Source organism: Streptomyces sp. TLI_105 (assembly GCF_900105415.1).
Classification (GTDB): Bacteria; Actinomycetota; Actinomycetes; order Streptomycetales; family Streptomycetaceae; genus Streptomyces.
Window position 1 is genome coordinate 1 of the sequence record NZ_FNSM01000001.1, and the last position, 18,390, is coordinate 18,390.

The 18,390-nt window shown below is 69.3% G+C and carries 22 protein-coding genes and 2 pseudogenes; 10 read left to right on the plus strand and 14 right to left on the minus strand.

What is annotated here, in order from left to right:
- Positions 1 to 291 (minus strand): annotated as a pseudogene (locus tag BLW86_RS41385) (hypothetical protein); the annotation flags it as partial.
- 747 nt (positions 292 to 1,038) lie between these two features.
- On the opposite strand from BLW86_RS41385, the gene BLW86_RS00005 reads away from it, so the two are divergent.
- Positions 1,039 to 1,794, plus strand: coding sequence for an HNH endonuclease signature motif containing protein (locus tag BLW86_RS00005; RefSeq protein WP_177181487.1), 756 nt, complete (start codon positions 1,039 to 1,041; stop codon positions 1,792 to 1,794).
- Positions 1,795 to 2,262: 468 nt separating this feature from the next.
- On the opposite strand, the gene BLW86_RS43860 is transcribed toward BLW86_RS00005, so the two are convergent.
- Positions 2,263 to 2,703: a helicase associated domain-containing protein gene (locus BLW86_RS43860; protein ID WP_093872090.1), complete on the minus strand. Its 441-nt coding sequence runs from the start codon at positions 2,701 to 2,703 to the stop codon at positions 2,263 to 2,265.
- Between the two features lie 23 nt (positions 2,704 to 2,726).
- On the opposite strand from BLW86_RS43860, the gene BLW86_RS43865 reads away from it, so the two are divergent.
- The gene (locus tag BLW86_RS43865; protein WP_093872091.1) at positions 2,727 to 3,005 is read left to right on the plus strand and encodes a hypothetical protein; all 279 of its coding nucleotides are present in this window, start codon (positions 2,727 to 2,729) and stop codon (positions 3,003 to 3,005) included.
- 80 nt (positions 3,006 to 3,085) lie between these two features.
- On the opposite strand, the gene BLW86_RS00020 is transcribed toward BLW86_RS43865, so the two are convergent.
- Entirely contained in the window at positions 3,086 to 3,481 is a 396-nt protein-coding gene (locus BLW86_RS00020; RefSeq protein ID WP_177181488.1) for a DUF3592 domain-containing protein, read from the minus strand.
- Positions 3,482 to 3,851: 370 nt separating this feature from the next.
- Positions 3,852 to 4,001, minus strand: coding sequence for a hypothetical protein (locus BLW86_RS41730; RefSeq protein ID WP_177181489.1), 150 nt, complete (start codon positions 3,999 to 4,001; stop codon positions 3,852 to 3,854).
- Between the two features lie 165 nt (positions 4,002 to 4,166).
- Here BLW86_RS41730 and BLW86_RS00025 point away from each other — a divergent pair, with 165 nt between their 5' ends.
- Complete coding sequence (locus BLW86_RS00025; RefSeq protein ID WP_093872093.1) at positions 4,167 to 4,565, plus strand: YybH family protein; 399 nt, start codon at positions 4,167 to 4,169, stop codon at positions 4,563 to 4,565.
- A gap of 128 nt (positions 4,566 to 4,693) precedes the next feature.
- Here BLW86_RS00025 and BLW86_RS41390 read toward each other — a convergent pair whose 3' ends face one another.
- The gene (locus tag BLW86_RS41390; protein ID WP_143060187.1) at positions 4,694 to 4,846 is read right to left on the minus strand and encodes a DUF3990 domain-containing protein; all 153 of its coding nucleotides are present in this window, start codon (positions 4,844 to 4,846) and stop codon (positions 4,694 to 4,696) included.
- Between the two features lie 437 nt (positions 4,847 to 5,283).
- On the opposite strand from BLW86_RS41390, the gene BLW86_RS00030 reads away from it, so the two are divergent.
- Together BLW86_RS00030 and BLW86_RS00035 are read left to right on the plus strand one after the other, a co-directional pair.
- On the plus strand, positions 5,284 to 5,904 hold the full coding sequence (locus BLW86_RS00030) for a hypothetical protein (protein ID WP_177181490.1): 621 nt from the start codon (positions 5,284 to 5,286) through the stop codon (positions 5,902 to 5,904).
- A gap of 209 nt (positions 5,905 to 6,113) precedes the next feature.
- Positions 6,114 to 6,932 (plus strand): annotated as a pseudogene (locus BLW86_RS00035) (IS5 family transposase).
- Between the two features lie 83 nt (positions 6,933 to 7,015).
- Here the strand turns inward: BLW86_RS00035 and BLW86_RS00040 are convergent.
- Positions 7,016 to 7,942, minus strand: coding sequence for a recombinase family protein (locus tag BLW86_RS00040; RefSeq protein WP_093872094.1), 927 nt, complete (start codon positions 7,940 to 7,942; stop codon positions 7,016 to 7,018).
- Between the two features lie 265 nt (positions 7,943 to 8,207).
- On the opposite strand from BLW86_RS00040, the gene BLW86_RS00045 reads away from it, so the two are divergent.
- Positions 8,208 to 9,458, plus strand: coding sequence for an MFS transporter (locus BLW86_RS00045; protein ID WP_256341120.1), 1,251 nt, complete (start codon positions 8,208 to 8,210; stop codon positions 9,456 to 9,458).
- Between the two features lie 90 nt (positions 9,459 to 9,548).
- Here BLW86_RS00045 and BLW86_RS41735 read toward each other — a convergent pair whose 3' ends face one another.
- A complete protein-coding gene (locus BLW86_RS41735; RefSeq protein WP_371129426.1) occupies positions 9,549 to 10,130 on the minus strand; it encodes a Tn3 family transposase in 582 nt (193 codons plus the stop codon).
- Complete coding sequence (locus tag BLW86_RS42700; protein ID WP_256341121.1) at positions 10,130 to 11,683, minus strand: Tn3 family transposase; 1,554 nt, start codon at positions 11,681 to 11,683, stop codon at positions 10,130 to 10,132. Before BLW86_RS42700 ends, BLW86_RS41735 begins: the two co-directional genes overlap by 1 nt.
- Before the next feature lie 224 nt (positions 11,684 to 11,907).
- Here BLW86_RS42700 and BLW86_RS00055 point away from each other — a divergent pair, with 224 nt between their 5' ends.
- Positions 11,908 to 12,258 (plus strand): hypothetical protein, encoded by a 351-nt coding sequence (locus tag BLW86_RS00055; RefSeq protein WP_093872096.1) that lies wholly within the window; start codon positions 11,908 to 11,910, stop codon positions 12,256 to 12,258.
- A 1,035-nt stretch (positions 12,259 to 13,293) separates the two neighbouring features.
- Here BLW86_RS00055 and BLW86_RS00060 read toward each other — a convergent pair.
- Positions 13,294 to 13,494 carry a CsbD family protein gene (locus BLW86_RS00060; RefSeq protein ID WP_093872097.1) on the minus strand — a complete coding sequence of 67 codons (201 nt, stop codon included), beginning with the start codon at positions 13,492 to 13,494 and terminating at the stop codon, positions 13,294 to 13,296.
- Positions 13,495 to 13,916: 422 nt separating this feature from the next.
- On the opposite strand from BLW86_RS00060, the gene BLW86_RS41740 reads away from it, so the two are divergent.
- Together BLW86_RS41740 and BLW86_RS00065 are read left to right on the plus strand one after the other, a co-directional pair.
- Positions 13,917 to 14,171 carry a hypothetical protein gene (locus BLW86_RS41740; RefSeq protein ID WP_177181492.1) on the plus strand — a complete coding sequence of 85 codons (255 nt, stop codon included), beginning with the start codon at positions 13,917 to 13,919 and terminating at the stop codon, positions 14,169 to 14,171.
- A gap of 166 nt (positions 14,172 to 14,337) precedes the next feature.
- The gene (locus tag BLW86_RS00065) at positions 14,338 to 15,567 is read left to right on the plus strand and encodes a NucA/NucB deoxyribonuclease domain-containing protein (protein ID WP_177181493.1); all 1,230 of its coding nucleotides are present in this window, start codon (positions 14,338 to 14,340) and stop codon (positions 15,565 to 15,567) included.
- Between the two features lie 51 nt (positions 15,568 to 15,618).
- On the opposite strand, the gene BLW86_RS00070 is transcribed toward BLW86_RS00065, so the two are convergent.
- The 5 genes from BLW86_RS00070 to BLW86_RS00090 all read right to left on the minus strand — a co-directional run bounded on the left by BLW86_RS00070 (position 15,619) and on the right by BLW86_RS00090 (position 17,766).
- Complete coding sequence (locus BLW86_RS00070) at positions 15,619 to 16,152, minus strand: hypothetical protein (RefSeq protein WP_093872099.1); 534 nt, start codon at positions 16,150 to 16,152, stop codon at positions 15,619 to 15,621.
- 255 nt (positions 16,153 to 16,407) lie between these two features.
- Positions 16,408 to 16,686 carry a hypothetical protein gene (locus tag BLW86_RS00075; RefSeq protein ID WP_093872100.1) on the minus strand — a complete coding sequence of 93 codons (279 nt, stop codon included), beginning with the start codon at positions 16,684 to 16,686 and terminating at the stop codon, positions 16,408 to 16,410.
- Between the two features lie 99 nt (positions 16,687 to 16,785).
- A complete protein-coding gene (locus tag BLW86_RS00080; RefSeq protein ID WP_093872101.1) occupies positions 16,786 to 16,986 on the minus strand; it encodes a hypothetical protein in 201 nt (66 codons plus the stop codon).
- A 154-nt stretch (positions 16,987 to 17,140) separates the two neighbouring features.
- On the minus strand, positions 17,141 to 17,518 hold the full coding sequence (locus tag BLW86_RS00085) for a PIN domain-containing protein (RefSeq protein WP_093872102.1): 378 nt from the start codon (positions 17,516 to 17,518) through the stop codon (positions 17,141 to 17,143).
- Positions 17,515 to 17,766: a hypothetical protein gene (locus BLW86_RS00090; RefSeq protein WP_093872103.1), complete on the minus strand. Its 252-nt coding sequence runs from the start codon at positions 17,764 to 17,766 to the stop codon at positions 17,515 to 17,517. The genes BLW86_RS00085 and BLW86_RS00090 overlap by 4 nt, the downstream gene beginning before the upstream one ends.
- A gap of 210 nt (positions 17,767 to 17,976) precedes the next feature.
- Here BLW86_RS00090 and BLW86_RS00095 point away from each other — a divergent pair, with 210 nt between their 5' ends.
- The gene (locus BLW86_RS00095) at positions 17,977 to 18,354 is read left to right on the plus strand and encodes a Rossmann-fold NAD(P)-binding domain-containing protein (RefSeq protein ID WP_093872104.1); all 378 of its coding nucleotides are present in this window, start codon (positions 17,977 to 17,979) and stop codon (positions 18,352 to 18,354) included.
- The last annotated feature ends 36 nt before the right edge of the window (positions 18,355 to 18,390 follow it).

The window sequence follows — 18,390 nt, forward strand, 5'->3', positions numbered from 1 at the left end:
TCCCGCGGCGGTGTCGTTGGCGGAGACGGTGCGGTGCTCGACGTGGCGCAGCGCGGTGCGCAGCGCGGCAGGCAGGTGCCGGGTGTGGCAGACGGCGACCAGGTGGACGCCGGTGCGCTCGCGCAGGGCGAGCAGACGCGGGAGAGACGCGGCGCTCAGCAGGTGAGCGCGCAGAACGATGAACCGGGGTTGCGGGCAGTACGAGGAACCACGCCCCGGCCGCGACCCAGACGGCCTGGCCTTGCCTGCCCCGAGGACCTGGCAGCCCGGGCGGCTTACCGACGGCAGCAAGAACGTCGCGAGTGCCTGGCGATGCGGGGCGGCCGCCGGGCGAACAGTGATAGACCGGCGGACAGATGCGCGCGGCCAGGGCGGCACAGGTGACCACGACATCGCAGGCGGCGGCATCCAAGAACACAGTGACGGGCACAGCAGTCGGGAAGACGGCAGGGGAGACAGCTTGTGCGCTCCCATCGGCCTCACAGTGCGGACACGGGGGCTCGGGCAGTGGTCCTGAGCTAGGGACAGGGCAGGGCATGCGGGCCGGGCCAGGCTGGGGCATCGGGTGTGCGGGACGAAGGAACAGACTCGTGCATCCCGCGCCGTATACAGAAAACGCATAGGACATAGGCGTGACATCCGTTTGCGGAAACCGCATACGACGTACCTGCAGCACCTGCTTGCGGAAACCGCATCACCCACCTGAGCACCGACAGCCCGGGCCAAACGGGCCACCCCCGCGCGAGCGGGTAGCAGGAAGCGACCCCGTCATAACCACGACGCAGAGCGGGAACATCCCCACGGACGCGAAGAGCAGGCCTACCGCCTCGAGGACAGAGCCAAGCTCGAGGGGCCATCACCGTGGGCGGGGAGCGGTTGAAGATGTCGCGCCCGCAGCTCGTGAATACAACTGGGATTAGCGCTAGGAGAGCACCACCAGACACGCCCGAGCCGCGAGGACCTTCCCTCCCCTTCGCCCGAAGCGAAGGTCTCGCTGTGCCCGGCCGTACTGTCAGTGGCGCCTACTACGCTTCCCGCATGGCCACGAACCGCACCAAGGTGCCTCGCCCGTTAGCCCGGCAGCTCTTCGTCGAGACCGGCCACCGGTGTGCGATACCGACGTGCCGCGCAACCCCTCTGGAGATCGCGCACATCGTGCCCTGGCACCGCGTCCAGAGGCACGATTTCCACAACATGATCGTCCTGTGCCCGAACTGCCACACCCGCTTCGATCGCGGAGACATCGACCGCCAGGCCATGTTCCGCTACAAGGAGCTGCTGCGGCTCTCGGACCCCAACCGCGTAGCGCCCGAAGATCCTTCTCCGAGAGCCGGTCTCATCCGGGCGTACCGGCTGTTCCAGAGCGAGATGACCAGATGGCACAAGACCATCTCCGATCTGGTCTCGGCGGTCGGGTTCTCCTCCGCCGGCTTTCCGACCGGCAATCTGAAGCCGTGCCGCAGGGCGGCGTCCATCGCCCGCGCAGCGACCGACAAGCTGAGCGAACTGGGCGACGAGGGGGTCGCCGAGGCGGCGAATTACGTCTTCGACTGGTACCGAAACTGGGCGAACGACGTGTTCGACCTCAAGCCTTCCGCCTTCAGCGGGACCAGGGACGACTACGAGGACTGGGCGAAGGAGAGGTTCATGGCCTTCGTCGTGCTCCATGAGGAGGTCTGCGCGGCGCTGGACCTGGACCCCACGGAGCTGGACTTCTTCGAGGCCGAGAGGGACAACCAGGAGCTACCCGAAGTACCCCTCGGCACCCGCGGCTTCTGGGAGACGGATGAGTGACCGCGCGGGCGCTGTTCGCCGACCTCCGGCGGGACCACTCCTGTCGGCGGCGGGGAGCAGAATGACCGCCGTTCCTCCAAGGTGCTACGGGCCGTCCCGGCGCCAACATGGACCGGGACGGGCCGTTCACGTCGGCGGCGAAGGCCATGGTGCCGGCCCGCGTGTACGAGGAGCAGCGGTGGTAACTGCGGCGGTGAGCAGGCCTCAGGCACGGTCAGTGCGCCGGCAACACTCACCACACCCCGCACCGCATAGCGACCGAAGCGATCGAAGTGACCAGAACATAGACGTGGGTAACAGGGCACGGTGCGAACGACACACTTGCGAAGGGGCCACGCAGGGAACGGGCTTCGGGCGGATCTTTGTCAGCGCTCGGTGCGGAACCATCCCTGCCGGTACGGGGAAGTCATGCGGGCGCGGCACGTGGTCGAGGGCTGGCGCGGGACTGTGCCTGCGGGGATGGGGGTGCTACCTGCGGGAGGCCCGGGGGGCCTCGAAGGTGCGTGCGGTCGTCGCGAGGAGCACGGCTGGGGTGTCTTCGCATCGGAGCCCGGGGAGCCATTCCATGGCGAGGGCTTCGACGGAGTCGATCTCTTCTCGGGTGAGGCGGTCGGCAGCGGCGAGCGTGCGTAGGTCGGAGATCCACTGGCCCAATGGGGTGTGGTTGCTGTCGTGTCTGTCGGTGTAGTCGGCGGGGACGCGCAGGTGCTGGTGTCTGCGGTAGAAGCGCCGGGCGGCGCGGAGTCCGTGTGCGTGGATGGTGCTCTGGCTGCTGAAGGGGCGGCGCAGTGCGAGGGCCAGGGGGTCGTGTGTGAGTGGCAGTGCGGCCAGTTGTGCCTGTTGTCCTTCCCCGCACGAGCAGGGAGCAGTCGGGGTCGAGAGCGAAGATGCTGCGCAGGTTGGGACCATCCCCGCGAGCGCAGGGAGCAGCCGTGGCCCATGCCCACGGCCAGGCGCCGGACCCAGGTGGAACCATCCCCGCAGGTGCGGGGAGCAGCCCCGCCATCCTGCGAGCGCCGTCCCGAGCGTGGGGACATCCCTGCGCGAGCGGGGATGCTCCCCTGGAGCGGATCGTCTCGGAACTCCACACCAGCGAGACGCCGCCGCTGTCCTACCGCGAGCTCTCGCTCCGCTTCCGGGCCGCCGGTCACAGCACGAGCGAGACCCGGCTGCGGGCCGCCTGGCGACGCGTCACCACCACCGCCTCATGAGCACGCTCCCCGTCTGGCGCCGGCAGCCCGATCCTGGCGCCGGCGCCTGAGCAGGGCCTCACATGGACAGGAGGTGCGGGTCAGTGGAGGAGCCACCACAGGCCGGCGCCGAGCCAGGGGCCGCAGAAGGCCAGTGCGACAACGCCGCCGACGATGCCACTGCCGGGGCTCTCGTCGAACGTTTCGGGATGACGGGGGTCGTACACCACGCTGATCGTGTCCGGGGCCACGTACTCGTTGATACGGGAGTACGACTCTCCCCGAACCGTTTCACCGCCCGGGGGCGTGAAACGAAGAACCGGATAGAAGTGCACGTCGCCGTCACCGTCTTCGTACTCCCGCACCCCAACGACCTCGGCGTCCACGCGTATGCCTCGGCGCTTCAGCCCGATGCCAGACCGGATCAGCACGATCCCGGTTACACAACCGGCGACGCTGACGATGATGACCAGCCAGACCGCTATCAGGTCCCCCATGGACGTCATCGTAAAGGCGGGACCTCCACACCGAAGGGCGAAGCCGCGCGCACCTGCGCAGCCAGAAAGACCATCCCCACGCAAGCGGGTAGCAGACAGCAGTTATACGCCCGGAGGCAGCCGCGGCGGGGCCATCCCCGCGGGTGCAGGTAGCAGGCCGGTCCGACAGATCGGCGTCGATCGCCGCGGGGCCATCCCCACGCGAGCGGGGAGCAGCCCAGGTGGGTTTCTCCAGGACGCGGTCGACCGCGTCGACGAGTGCACCCGTCACCTGGACAAAGCCCTGACGATCTTCGCCCTCCGCCGAGGCGGAGGGGGCGGCTTCGTCATGTCCGGGGCCAACCCTAGGCAGCGCTTCGGGGCCGTGCGCCTATGCCACGTCGGGGGTTAGCGCGCTGGGCAGTGCCTCGATCGCCTCGACGACCAGGGCGCGGGCGGCCGCGCCGTACACCGCCATGCTGCGCAACTCCTCGAACGCTGCCTCGTACAGGGCGACCTCGCTGGGCTGGGTGATGTTCACCTCGGCGGTGACGGGGGGCAGAGCCTGTCAGTTTCTGAACGGGCGGGTGACGGACAGGAGGGCGATGCCCTTGGCGGAGGGCGCTTCGCGCGGGGGCGGGACCCATCCGGTCCCCTGTACGGGGCGGCGCAGGCCACAGGCGCAGCGCCGGGCGATGATGGAGGCATGTCCGATCGTGACGACTTCCTGACGTGGGTCAGGACCGCGTTGTACGAGGCGGAGGTCGCGCTGCACAACGGCGACGCCGCTCCCCGACGTGCGCTCTGGTCGCGCACCGAACCGGTGAGCGTCCTGGGAGCATGGCGCAGCGCCGCGGGCCGCGAGGAGCTCGACGCCCTTTTCGCCAGCCTCGCGAAGACCTTCTCCGACTGCACCTCGTACACATTCGAGCTGCAGGCCTACGACGTCAGCGGCGACATGGCCTACACCGTCGGCCTGGAACACACCTCCACCTCCGTGGACGGGCAGCCCCGTACGTACACGCTGCGCGCCACCCAGGTGTACCGCAGGGAAGACAGCGCCTGGCGGGTCGCCCACCGGCATGCCGACACAGTGACCGACTAACTAGGAGCGGCGCGGGGCGGGCGCCGGGGCGGTGGTGTGTATGGGACCGCTCCTCGGGAGCGTGGGGACAGCACGAGGGCCCGGACCGTGATCCTGTCCGGGCCTGGTGGCGGGGGTGTGGCGGGTGGTCAGTCGCCGGGCGTGGTGTTGACCGCGCCGCAGTTCCAGCACGCCCATTCGCCGGGCAGCTCGTAGTGGGTCGTGGTCCAGAACCCCTTCGGCCGCCCGGTGATGACGTTGATCTCCCAGCAGGTTCCGCAGTGGAACTCGAAGTCCTCCATCCGGTCAGGATGGCGGCGGCCAGGGCGGCACGGGGCCGGTTACTCGGGACGTGACCAGATTCCGTGACCGGCGCGGACGATCAGCCCCCGCCAGCCGGCTTCGACAGGGCGCTGCCGACGGACCCGGAGGCCGGTCCTCCCTCGATGCCGACGCCGACGGGACGCCTGTGGGTACGCCGATCTTGTCGTATGCCAAGAGCCAGGCAACCACCACGCTCGTACTCACCTTCCCGGCGGGACCGGTTTACAGCAGAAACGATCGGTCCCGGCCCGCCAATCGGCGGCTTCGCCCCCGGGCTTACGGTGAAACTTGTGGAATGGCGGAGAGGGACCGTTAAGGGCGTGTCCGGGCCGTTACCGCTCGTGGTCGGACGACCGGGGACCTGCTGCCGGCTACTGCCGATGCGTCTTCGACTCGGGACATTAGAGTCCTGTTCATGGACATGGGGGCGGTAGTGATTGCGGTGGTCGGCGTTGCTGGAACTCTCGGGGCTGCGCTGTTGACCCAGCGTGGCGCCGATCGGACCAAGCGGCGCGAGCTGGCGTTGAGCCGGTCCATTCAGGAGGCGCGTGAGGACCGCGAGCTGCGCCGCAAGAGCTACACCGATCTGCACCGGGAAGCCCGGCAGTTCGCCACGGCTCTCAGCCGACACCTCTATGTCATGCGGGATCGTGCGGTCGAGGACGAGGACGTGCGGGTACTGGAGGAGGCCAAGGAGGCGCAGCGCAATTGCTGGTCGGAGGCGATCATGATCGCGCCTGGTGCGGTGCTCGTGGCGGCCGGCGAAGTCAACGGCGAGCTGACACGCGTCTATGGGCAGGTGAAGCGTCTGGAACAGGGCAACCCACGACCGGGCGAGACGCTGCAAACGGCGGCGGAAGCACAGCAGGCTCTCTGGCCGCGGATCCATGCCATGAGCGATGTCATGCGCCATGACCTCGGAATAGCCGACGAGAACAGCATGTCGTCAAGGCTGGCTGGAGCAGGCCGCATGGGAGTGCGAGCCGACATGCCCAGCACCCCCCGCACAGGTACCGACCCTGGATCCCAGGCATAGCCGGGTTCTGCTGCGTTCGGTTCTTCACTACCACGGCGTCGCATATGGACGGACGGTGCGAGAGTGATCGTCCGGACAGACGCTGAGCCGACGGCAGGCGGCGTGCATCTCGCCACGGCGCCCAGCCAGGAACTGGCTGGAGGACTTAGAGGTCCTAACAGAAGCCGTTGATCATGTGACTGTCGGCTTGGTTGCTCGTTGGGCCGTTCGTGGCGAAGAGGAACTCCCGGCCGTGGATCGTCTCGGACGAACTGTGGTCTCTGATCGATCCGTTGCTGCCCGAGCCGGCACCGAAGCAGGTGGCGGGCCGGCCGCGGGTGCCGGACCGGCAGGCCCTGTGCGGGATCCTGTTCGTCCTCCACACCGGCATCCAGTGGGAGTACCTGCCGCAGGAGCGCGGCTTCGGGTCGGGCATGACGTGCTGGCGACGACTTTCCACCTGGAACGAGGCCGGCGTGTGGGACCAGCTGCACCTGGTCCTGCTCAAGAAACTGCGGTCGGCCAAGCGGCTCGACTGGTCGCGGGCGGTGATCGACTCCAGCCATGTCCGGGCCGATCGACGGGGCCCAAAAGCGGTCCCAGCCCGGTCGACCGCGCACGTCCGGGCAGCAAACACCACGTCCTCGTCGACGGCCAGGGCATCCCGCTGGCGGTATCGCTGACCGGCGGGAACCGTGGGCGACGTCACCCAGCTGATGCCGCTGTTGAACAAGATCCCGTCGGTCGCCGGCCTCGTCGGCCGACCCCGCAGACGACCCGACACCCTCCTTGCCGACCGCGGCTACGACCACGACAAGTACCGCCGCCTGGTCTGGGCGACCGGAGTCAAACCCGTGATCGCCCGCCGCGGCGTCCCACACGACTCCGGCCTTGGTGTCCACCGCTGGGTCGTCGAGCGGACGATCGCCTGGCTTCACGGCTTCCGGCGCCTGCGCGTCCGGTGGGAACGACGCGACGACATCCACGAAGCCTTCCTCGGCCTCGCGACCTGCCTGATCACCCACCGACACGTCCAACGCCTTTGTTAGGACCTCTAAGGCGGCGGCCTGCTGGGATCGAGCGGGATTCCGGGTGTGAGTAGTTGGGGTACAGGAAATCCCGGTGAGAACGATCATGGTCCGGTCGGCGCGAGCGTGCTGACGCGGTTCTCGTACTCGCGGCGGGCCTTGCGCTGGGTCGGGACCGCCGGAGCGCCCGGGCCGCCGTCGAGCGGCTGGCAGCGGGCGAGGAGCCGGTGGTGCACGGCCGGGACGGCGGTGACGCGCAGGGTGTAGCCCTGGCCGCGCCGTACGGTCACCCCCTGGTCGAGCGCGGCCCGCTCGACGCCGTCCAGCTCGGCGGTGCGGAGGAAGTCGGCGACCTTGCCCGGCATGTCGAGGGCCACCGGCAGCTCCGGGGCGGGGGTGTCCTCTTCGGTGGCGGTGTGGTCGGGCAGGAGGTCGGCGACGGCCGTGCGGATGGCGCCGCGGCTGACGCCGTGGTCGCGGGCGAGGGCGGCGATCGAGCGGCCCTCCAGGTACGCGGTGCGTACGACGTCGGTCGTCCCGGCCGCGATGGCGGGGCGGCGTCCGCCCTTGCTGCCCTTGGCCTCGGCGGCGCGCAGTCCGTCGTAGGTCAGCTCGCGCTGGAGGTCGCGTTGGAGTTCGCCGGCGGCGGCGAGGGTCTGCACCATGAACTTCACGGTGGACAGCAGCTCGCCGGTGCGAGGGTGACGGGCGGTGAGGTCCATCGCGGAGAACGCGCCGTCGTGGATGCGCAGGGTGACCTGGTCGCGGTGGAGGACGTCGAGCACGTCGAGGATGTGGCCGGTGCCGCGTACGAGGCGGAACATCTCGGAGATGTGCACCGTGTCCCCGGGCCGGGCGTAGTCGAGGAGCGCGCGGAACTTCGGGCGCTGGAGCGGGTGGAGGCGACTGGAGGTACCCGGGTCCTCTTCGAAGACGACCGGGTCCTCGATCCCGGCCTCGTCCAGGACGAGGTTCTGCCGGGCGGTCGACTGCTGGTCGGTCGAGACCCGCTTGTAGACCAGGTTCGCCACCAAGGGCCCCTTCCGTACGGAGGATCGGACCCTGTCTGTCGTTAAACCCTGTCAGCAATCGCCATCGGATCTGATTGGATTCGCGCCGCCTCGAACCCCCGGATTGCACGGGTTCATTGGACGCTCCGGGCGCCTGTCGTCAAACGATCGTTTGCCGACACCGGCCTTCAGGGGATGGAACACGCGTCGGGGCCTGCGTCGCCGTCAGGGCACGCGATCTTCGTACGACTGCGGCGGGTTCTGCGGCGCTGTTAGCCTGCGGTCCATGTTCAAGGGCGGTTTGGCAGGTCGAATAGGCCGGATGGCGGGGGACAGCGGGCCGGAGCGCGTGCTGGTCGCCGCCAGTTTCGTCAACCGGGTCGGCAATGGTCTGTTCAACGCGGCGTCGGCGCTCTATTTCACCTTGGTCGTGGGCCTGCCTGCGGTGCAGGTCGGCGCCGCGCTCACCATCGCCGGAGTGATCGGCTTGTGCGCGGGGATACCTGGGGGTCATCTCGCTGACCGGCGCGGCGCACGCGTGATCATGATGCTGGCCCTCGCGGTCCAGGCGGTATCGATGGCGGCCCTCGTCCTCGTCGAGAGCTGGGCCGCGCTCACGATCACCGCGACGGTCGACCAGATCGCCGCGGCGGTCGGAGGGGCGGCGTGGGGGGCTCTGGTGGCCCGGGTCGGGGGTGAGCGACCGGCCAGGTTCCGGGCGAAGCTGCGCACCTTCGTCAACCTGGGCGTCGTCCTGGGAACGATGGGTGCCGGGCTGGCACTGGCCGCGGACACCCGCGGCGCCTATGTCACGCTGATTCTCGGCAACGCGGCGAGCTTCGCCCTGTGCGCGGTGCTTCTGCTTCTGCTGCCCCGCTATCCGGTGCTGGCAGCGCCGCCGCAGCAGCGGCGCTGGCTCGTCTTCGCGGACCGTCCGTTCCTGACGTTCACCGCCCTCTACGGGGCCATGGGACTGCAGTACCCGGTGGTCTCCCTGCTCCTGCCGATCTGGATCTCCGAGCACACCGAAACGCCGCGCTGGACGGTGGCCGCGCTGTTCGCGGTCAATTCCGCCTTCTGCGTACTGATGCAGACCCGGATCGGCTCCCGTATCGAGACCCCGTACGACGGCGGCAGGGCGTTTCGCACTGCGGGGCTGCTCTTCCTCGTCAGCTGTCCGATGATGGCGCTGGCGGCGTACGCCCCGGTCTGGGCCGCAGCGGGACTGGTCCTGGCGGCGATCTTCGTCCACAGCCTGGGAGAGGTCTGGGAGTCCTCGGCGTGCTTCGCCCTGGGTTTCGGTCTTGCCCCTGGCCATGCCCAGGGCCAGTACCAAGGTGTCCTCGGCCTCGGCTTCAACGCGGGCCAGGCTCTCGCCCCCGCGATCCTCACCACGGTGGTGCTAGGCCTCGGCACGGCAGGCTGGCTGCTGCTGGCGTTGTTCTTCGCAACACTGGGTGCCGCCGGCCCGTCCCTCGCCCGCTGGGGCATGCGCACCCGGCCACAGGCCGGTGTTGCCGCGGAGGTGACGGGATGACCAGGGCGTAGGTGCCAGGAGCCTTCCGCGTGGCATGGAACAGTGTGTGTGCATCGCGTGGCCGCTGGAGTAGCGACATGACATGGGTGGTCAGGCCGCCTGACCGTAGCCGTCCGGCGCGGGCGGGGCGTCACCGCGCAGCGGGCTGAAGTCGACGTCCAGATGCGGGTCGTACGCCTCGGGCACGAGGCCGAGCTCATGGGTGGAGTACTCGCCGAAGCGGCGGGCGTGCTCGGTCAGGTACGGCGAGATATGGGCCAGGTCCTCGGGGTCGATGACGTAGCCCTCCTCCTGGAGCTGGCGCACGATCTCGGCGATGTCCAGGGCGTTGTGGAAGATCACCGCGTTCGTGAGCAGCGCGTTGAATTTCGCGGTCCTCTCCTGCTCGACGGGGTCGTTGTCGGTGATGACGCGGCCGACTTCGCGGAACGCGGTGTAGGTGGCGTTCTTGCGGGAGCCGGCCCGCAGCCGCCGCAGCAGCAGCGTGGAGGAGATGGCGCCCTCGCGCACGGAGACGGCCACCCGCATCAGGTGCCGGAACTGGGACTCGATCAGGTCGAAGTCGATGACGTTGCGGCCGCTCTCCCCGAACAGGGCGTCGATGTGCACGTACTCGGTCCGCTTCGTGGGCCGGTAGAAGGTCAGGTCCTTCCAGTTCCTGATCCTGGGCATCAGGTCGAAGCCCAGCAGGTGAGCGAGCGCGAAGACAGGGAAGCTCTGGCCCTGCGTATCTGCGTATCTGCGTGCACGGTGGTCGGCTTCACCTCGGACGTGTTTTTCAGCAGGCCCTCGATGATGTAGGCGGCCTCCCACACCCCGCACGGGATGAAGTGGGTGAACAGCGCGATGTAGGTGTCGGAGATGTGGTGGTACGCGATGCCGCCCGGCTTGCCATACCGCACGGACGTCTCGGACAGCAGGTTGTTGAGGTAAATGTCCATGTGGGTGCCGTCCGCGGCGACCGCGGAGCCGTCGCCCCACGCCTGCGAGATGTCCAGGCGGGCGTGTGCGTTGACCAGGTCGGCGATTGCCTCGTTCAGCGTCGGGATGGAGAAATGCCGGTTCGCGGCCAGCGACAGCTCGTGCCCGCTCACGCCGGGGATGTGCCGGGCAGCCTCGTAGGGGCCCATGTTGGTGCCCTTCACGAAGGTGGTGATCACGTACCGGCCGAAGGGGTCTTTCAGCTTCGGCTCGTTGCCCGAGGCGGGGCCGAAGCGACGCCACCACTCCACCCAGTACGCCGTGCGGGAGATGATCCCGAGCAGGGAACGCTCCGGCATCCGGGCCTTGATCTCCTGCTCCAGGGCCTTCGCCGAGGCGCACTGCCCTTCGGAGCGGTGGGCCTTGAGGGAGGGAATACCGGTCTCTGGGTCGATGATCAGGCCCTCGTTGTCCGGGTACCCGGCATCCGCACTCGCGGCGGCCACGGTGAGCTTGTCCTCCAGCTGCCGGCGGAACGTCACCGCGTCGTACGGCGCGTCGTCGCCGGGCTCGGCGAGACCGACCTCCACCAGGTAGTCGCCCAGCTTCGCCTCGGCGTCCTCCCATGACAGGAGCTGCTCGCTCCAGTCGGCGTACTCCTCGGCCCCGGCCACCGCGACGTCACCGGTGCGAAGCTCCTCGGCGAGCGCGGCGAACACCATCGCCTCGAAGTGCTTGCGCACGAAGACACCCGGCCGGTTCTTGTCTCGGACGGCCTTCTGCCAGTTCAGCGTGGCGAACGAGATGTCGACCGGGCGTCCGCCCTCGTGCCGCTCAGGGATGTAGTCGCGCAGGTTCTTGTGGCGGCGGGCGTGCGCGAGCGCGTCCAGGACACGGTTGTCTTCGGAGGTCGCCCGCAGCTCCAGGCGGCTGGTCAGGTCGTACATGGTGGAGCGGTCCTTGAGCAGGTGCCCGTACAGCAGTACCTCCCAGTAGTTGCCGTGATGGGCGGCGACCTTCTCGATCTGCTCGTACTGCCCCTCGAACCCGCCAAAATCGTCCACCGCCGCCGCGGGCACTTCCAGGCCGCCGGCCTGCACCCGCAGGGCCTTTGCCATGGTGTGCAGCGCGGGTGCGAGCCCCTCGCCGAGCCGGGCCGCAACCACGTCAGGCGCGGCGTCCTGATCGAGTTTCCCGACCGCCGTCAGGATCTCGGCGGTCAGCTCCGCCGCGTTCTCCCGGGCCGCCTGGACGGGACTGTCGGCGTCGATGTGCTGGAGCACCGTGCGGTAGTTCCCGATCAACGCCTCGACGATGGCCTGCTGCCGCTCCTGGATCTGCTCCAGTTCCGCCTTGGCCCGCTACCAAGGCCGAACAGCACGGCGTCGCCGGCGAGCGCGCTACCTCCCAGGCCCAGCGCGCCTTCACCCTCGCCTTCACCGACCCCGACCGCGCGGCCGACGAGATCGAACTCGCCCGCCACCTCATCACCGGCCTCACCCTGCGCCAGACCGGCCACACCATCGACATGGCCGCCCTCCTCCTCGACGCCGGCACCGACCGTGACGTCCTGGACCGCGCTCACGTCCTGCGCGAGGAGATCCGTATCTCCGGCGTCGCCATCGCCACCGCGATCCTCGAGCTGATCGTCTGCTTCCACGAGGCCGTCCTCGGCGACGGCCGGGGCATCACCGAGACGATCGCCCGGCTCCGCGACCTCACCGTCGGCGGCGACTACGCGTACTACACCGACATCGCCGCTTTCATGGCCGACCTGCCCATCCCGCCCAGCTCCGTGCGGTGGGTCGACGACGAAGCCACCGTCCGCGGACGGTGGCGGCACCTCGTGCTCGCCCGCCGCTCCCTCCTGCAGAGCTGAGCCGGTCCGACACGTCGAGGCCCTGCTCGCGACCGTCCGCGCGGTCCGGGCCGGCGCTGTTCGAAGCAGCATCACCCGTTGGAGTCACGGCTGCTGTGGCGCCTTGCCCCGACATCTCGCCACCGGCTTCGATGGAGCCGGGCTCGTGAACGCCCGGCCGCGCGATGGAAGACGCCCCCGCGCCCCTTCGCCGAAGGACCGGCCAGAAGCATCACCACCCGTACGACACCTGCTGACCCATCGCACCAAAGCGCTCGCCGCCGGGGGCCGGTGTGGCGCGGAACAGCGACCCCGATGCCCCAGGCCGCCCTGGCCCTCACCGAAGACCGCCGCCGCAGCACCGGCGAGTCCCACCAAGCCCTCCACCCACTCCTCACGGCCGCCGGCCAACCGCTGACCATCCCCGCGGCCCGCCATCCGGAGCAGGCACAGCTGGAGGCCGAGGCCTTCCTCGCCTGCTGCAAACTCGGCAGCCTCTCCGCACACCCCCTGGGCATCGTCCAGGTGCGTCCGGAGGAAGACCGACTCGCCCTTCGGCTCCTCGACGAGCCGTACATCGTCCACTACTGGGCCGATTTCCTCCTTCCCCGGCTGACCGGCGAGGAAAGCGACCACGCTGTATATCCCCCGGTGGGTATCTGTGAGTGGGCGGCATGTTACCGCTGTTCATGCGCTGCGAACGGCATGAGCGCGTCGGCCACGGTTGCCCCGAGATCTGGGCCAGAGGCCACGGCGTCAGGGCCTCGGGTGGCGCTCGTAGCGCGTGCCGGGGCACCGCCGCCGTGGCTGACGCCATCGCCTCGGCCTCGACGGGCAGCTCCAAGCGTCGGCGGACCGCAGCGGTCGCGGCGGTCACCGCGGCCAGGACTTCGCGGACGTCCGGGTCGGTCTGAGCGAGCGCGGCGGTCAGGATGTCGATGGCGACCAGGTCGCTCGGCGGCGGCCGTCAAGCACGCCGGGCCTTGGCCATGCACGTACGGCAGGCCGTGGCGCTTCCCGCGCCACGGCCTGCCGTACGTGCAGCGGGCGAAGCGGTCAGGGCTGACGGCGGTCGCGCAGGGAGTCCTTCACCCCGCGGGCCTGCTCCTCGGCCTTGCCCGCGACCTCGCGGGTCTTGCCCTTGACCTGGTCGGTCTTGCCTTCGGCCTTCATCCGCTCGTTCCCGGTCGCCTTGCCTGCGACCTCCTTGGCCTTGCCCTTGGCCTGTTCCATCTTGCCCTTGGCTTTCTCAGCCATGAGAAAAACTCCCTTTCCGAAAAACGGTCGATCGATGAACAAACTAGGACAAGACGGGGCGCCTCGCGCGCGGAGCCTGAGGTCGTTCTGTCGATCGGGGCAGCGCCGAGTGCAAAGCGCCCGCCGCACCATTAGGGCGGTCTGGAGCCGGCGGACCATCTGCAGGGCACAGGCCGAGGATGTCGAGCGAGACCATCAGGTCCTGGCCGTCTACGCCCGGGAAGCCACTGCGCAGCCGCACGGTCTGCCGGGTCCGGACCGGCCAGCAACGCCAGCTCATTACTGCCGAAGGGATCCTTCATCCGACCGACGCCATCGCCGCCGACCTCGCCCGCCACCTACCCGCCCCTTAACCAGAACCATCACGACACGACACGGCGCCGCAGGTCAGGTGGGCTCAAGGGCCGGGACCTTCGCGGGAGATGACGACCTTGCTGGTCGCCGCCCCGGACACGGCGGTGGTGATGTTGCGGCGCTGCAAAGACTCCCTGGACATACGTCTCACGATGGCTTTCGCCCTTCAGGAGGTGAGCGGGGCGGGGAGCAGGCCGCAGCTCCCGATCCTCTACTTCAATGCACAGGGCGACGCACTGGCGGCGGGCGTTCTCGTCGGTGACGCGGCAGTGCAGGATCCCGCCCATGGCCGCGTCCGTGGCGCGGCTCGCCCAAACGGCTGACGGCTGGGGTCTTTCGGCACGTCAGAGGCCCCTTGATGGATATCTCTGCAGTCATGATCAAGAATCTGTTGCGCGGCGCTGCCGTGCTCTCTCTCATATTGGTTCCGTTCGCGCAGCCGGCACAGGCCGCCCCGCCCGACTGGAACCTGCGTACTTCCGTACTTCCGTGCTTCCTGTCGGAAGGAGGCTGCCGTCGCTGGCCGACCTCCAGCGTGGTGCCCGTACAGCGCTCTCGCGCAGCGGTGGCGGGTTCAGCACGTCGCAGAAGGCGGTCGGCATCGTCGGCCCCGCCGCCTCTTTCGGCCGGCCCGCCGAGGAGACGGCCGCGGTCGCCGATACGCCGACGGTGACGTATCCGGCGCCGTCGCGCACGATGACACCGGACGAGTGCATCCGGGGGCTGGGCACGGACAAGAAGTTCTTCATCAAGTCCCGGTACGCGGCATGCTCGGGAGCGGTGTTCTTCACGGTGTGGTCGAAGAACAACCAGCCTTCCGGCGAGACGCAGTTCGTGTACCTGTCGATCGGGACGATCGCGAAAGACAGCCGCGAGGTCCGGCTCACTCAGTACTTCACCCGGATGAGCAAGGCCGGCGAGGTAGCGACGTCGGGGCTGATGATCAAACCGGCCGTCAAGGTCTCCAAGACGTGGCCGTCCACCGCCCGCGTCGGGCAGAGCGGCACCGTCCCCGGAGCCCGCAGTTTCGATGTTCTGGCCCGCCAGCAGGCCACCGGCTCCACCAGGAGCCTGAACGCCTCCAGCGGACAGGGCAGCGTCCGCGACGACGTGATCTCGGCTGTCGCCGAGGCGTCCGCGACGATCACCCCACCGCCCGGCTACCGGCCCGGCGGCGAGCTCAGCGGCACCCTGTTCTTCCTGCCCCCGCGCTGGGACAAGGCCGCCTACCTGAAGGTCCCGGCCGGTGCCGCCGCCTTCAGCTACGCCGTCCCACTGCACTACAGCACCAAGCAGGGCGCGCCCGAGAAGGCGGTAGCCGAGCACATCAAGACGGCGTTCACCGCGCCGGGCAGCACCAGGCCGGCCAATCGTGCGAAGAACGTCGCCGGGCAGAGCCCGGCCGTTTTGTTGAACCGGCTCTATTACGACAGCGCCCGTCGCAAGAAGAACCGGTCGACCGCGGTGGCCACGTGCAAGCGCGAGTTCGGCACCGGCTACGCGGCCGGCGGCAAGGAGTGCGACGAGTACCCCTTCGCCACCACCTACCAGGGCTGCGCCCAGTCCACGTACGAGACGGGGGCGGCGAAGGACAACTTCTCCGTGAAGGCGCTGCTGAAGACGGACAACGGCAACGCCGGGAATCTGCTGGGCCAGTTCATGACCCTCAACCGGATCATCGACGGCAAGGACGACGGCTTCTATGTGACCGTCTCCTGACACGCTCGTGCCCCGGGGAAGAGCGTGCCCGCGTCTTTCCCGGTCCCGGACTCAGGCCGTCGGCCAGAATTGCACCAGGTAGGTCTCGATGCCCTCGGCGATACCCTCTTCCTCGACGGCCTTGGCAACCTCCGCTCTGCCGGCGCCGTAGAGGCGGACGTTCCACTGGGTGCCGGGGGCGCCGAGTTCGATCTCCCGGGCGATCGGCCCGCACGTCACCCCCCCCACCTGCAGCTTCCCAGTCCGGCAGCGCACCGTGGTCTCGGCCTGCTCGTCCCAGACCCTCGTGTCGTCGACGGGAGGCTCGGCATCCCACACCTGCGCGGTCATGACCGCGGTGTGGGTGTGTGCAGCGCTCTCGATGTCCACCCGTCCCGGTCGGGCGTGCACGAACCCCTCCATCACCCGGCCCGCCGGGTAGGGGTTGGGCACCACGGACAGATCTGCGTCCTGCAGGCACAGCCCGTAGAAGTCGACCTCCGGTTCGAGAACCTGCTCCCCCATAAGCGTGGCCTGGCCCATCATCCGCCTCTCGAGCTCGTCCGCACCGCCGACCCCAGCGTCTTCAGGGTGCAGGCCCAGCATGCCTCGCCACCTCCGTCGCGATCTCCAGCCCACGCCGCCCACCGCGACGGTCGATCCGCACGCACGCCAGAGACCCGCTTCAGTACGACGCCCTCGTTCTGACCGAGTTCAGGCACGATCCCGAGGCCGTCTCGGACGACACCGGACGGCCCGGCAGCACCCTCCGCTACCTGATTGCCCCATCCTCCTGCGCCACGACACTCTCCTGCCTTCCAGCCACTGACCCGGGGCAGTAGACCGCATCCGATTTCTGGTTCAGCGGGGCAGGAACTCGTAGTACGCCAGGCGGGAGCGGGCCGCCTTCTCGGTCATGCCCAGGGCTTCGGCGACCCGCGGCATCGGGATCTCGTCCCCCGTGACATAGGCGGCTGCGAGGGGGCCGGTCGACGCGACGATCGCCTCCAGCTCTCCGGCCGCCTTCAGCACCACGAGCGGCTCGTCGCCGACGATCTCGTCCAGGCGCTCGCGCAGCTTTCCCAGCAGGCCGGCCACATCCTCGGGCAGCGACACAGCCCGTGCGGCCACCTCGTCCATGTGCCCCTCCCAGTCGGCCCAGGGCCCGGAGGTGTCGTACTCGTCGGCCTGGTCGCCGCGCGCTTTCTCCCAGTCGATCGGGTAGGTCGTCGTACCGCGCTAGCCGCATGAGCACCTCCCCCGCATCGTGGTCGCCGTCGGCCGGCGCATCGTGCCGTCGTACGCCCACCAGTCGATCGACTCGTGGAAGTGGCCGCCGCTGCCCAGGTCGAAGTAGACCGGGCCCGGCTCGGTGCCATCGGCCAACAGCACCCCGACCTCGCCCTCGTGCGACTCGAACCCATCGTGCTTCCAGGTCATCCCGGTTCGCCTCCTCGTCGGCGCAGGGCGTCCCGAGCGGCCGCCCGCATCCACGGTGGAGCATCGCGGTATTGCCGCGCAGCCGAGTCGGCATATCCCAGCGGCAATCGGTTGCGCGTCGTACGCCGCGCGCCTCCCCGGGCGCGAGCGCTCGCTACGCCGTCGGGTCGAGCGGGGTGATGCCGGTGGCCGAGTACAGGTCGGGCACCAGCGACAGGACGGTGACCGGCTCGCCCTGGCGGACCGCGTTCCAGGCGACGGCCGCGGCATGGGCGACCGGCCACTCGGTGTCGGGCCAGGCCATGGCGTCGACGGCGTGGCCGGTGGTGAACGCGACGCTCTCGGAGAAGCGGAGTCCGGCGGCGTGCTGGCCGGCTCCGGGGAGCTGGCGCTCGGCGGCGAGCACGGCCAGGGAGGGCACGAGGATGCGGCCGGTGCCGCGGGACGCCTCGATGTACAGCCCGGTGAAGAACGGGTCCGCCCGGTAGAGCGCGGTCAGGGCGGAGTGATCGAGGACCGCGGTCGGGTTCACGCGGCCCGGCCCTGATGGGCACGGATCTTCGCCCAGGCGTCCTGGCCGGCCTGCTTCACCTGCTCGGTGAACTCGACGCCGAGCTCCGCCGCGGCCTCGGCGGCGCGCTGCTCACGTTCGGCGGCGGTGAGCTCCTTCGACGCGAGCTCTTCGATCAGGTCGGTGATCGTCGTGCCGCGCTCCTCCGCGAGGAGGCGGAGCCGGTCGCGGACGGCCTCGCTGGTCTTGATGCTCGTCGGCTTGCTCATACCGCGATTCTACCGCCGGTAGAACTTGGCGGGTCGCTTCTTGCTGTCGCGGTCCCGCTGGGACACCGAGGCGAGGTGGGAGGGATGTCATGCAGCTGCATCGGCAGCAGGGAGTACACCGAGTGACCGGCTACCCGGGCGTGGCGGTGATGGTCACCAACCCTGCTGACATCCTGGCGCGGCTGTTCGCCGAGGTGTCCGGCTGTCCGCGTGCTGGAGGTCGGGGCCACCACCGACACCGCCCGCTACCGCCTCACCCTGGCCCGTCTGCTGCGTGTCCCCACCGCCGCCGTACGCGGGCACGTGATCGGCGAGCATGGCGACGCCGCCGTCATCTGCACCTCCACTACCGTCCACGGCCGCCCCGCCCCGGTGCCCGTACAACGAATACGCGCCGAGCTCACCGCCCGGCCCCGGCGGATCAGCGCCGGCATCGGCCGCACCCGCTCCAGCCCTGCCGGTGTCGTCCTGACCACCTTCACCCACACCCGCAGCCTCGTTGACGGCGTCACCGAGGTATCGACGCGTCAGGACGGCGGCCTGGCTCGGCATGCCGGTGCTGCTGAGCGTGGTAGTGACTTTCCATGATCCTCAGTGGATTGTCCCCCAGTCCCGCTGCTCCTG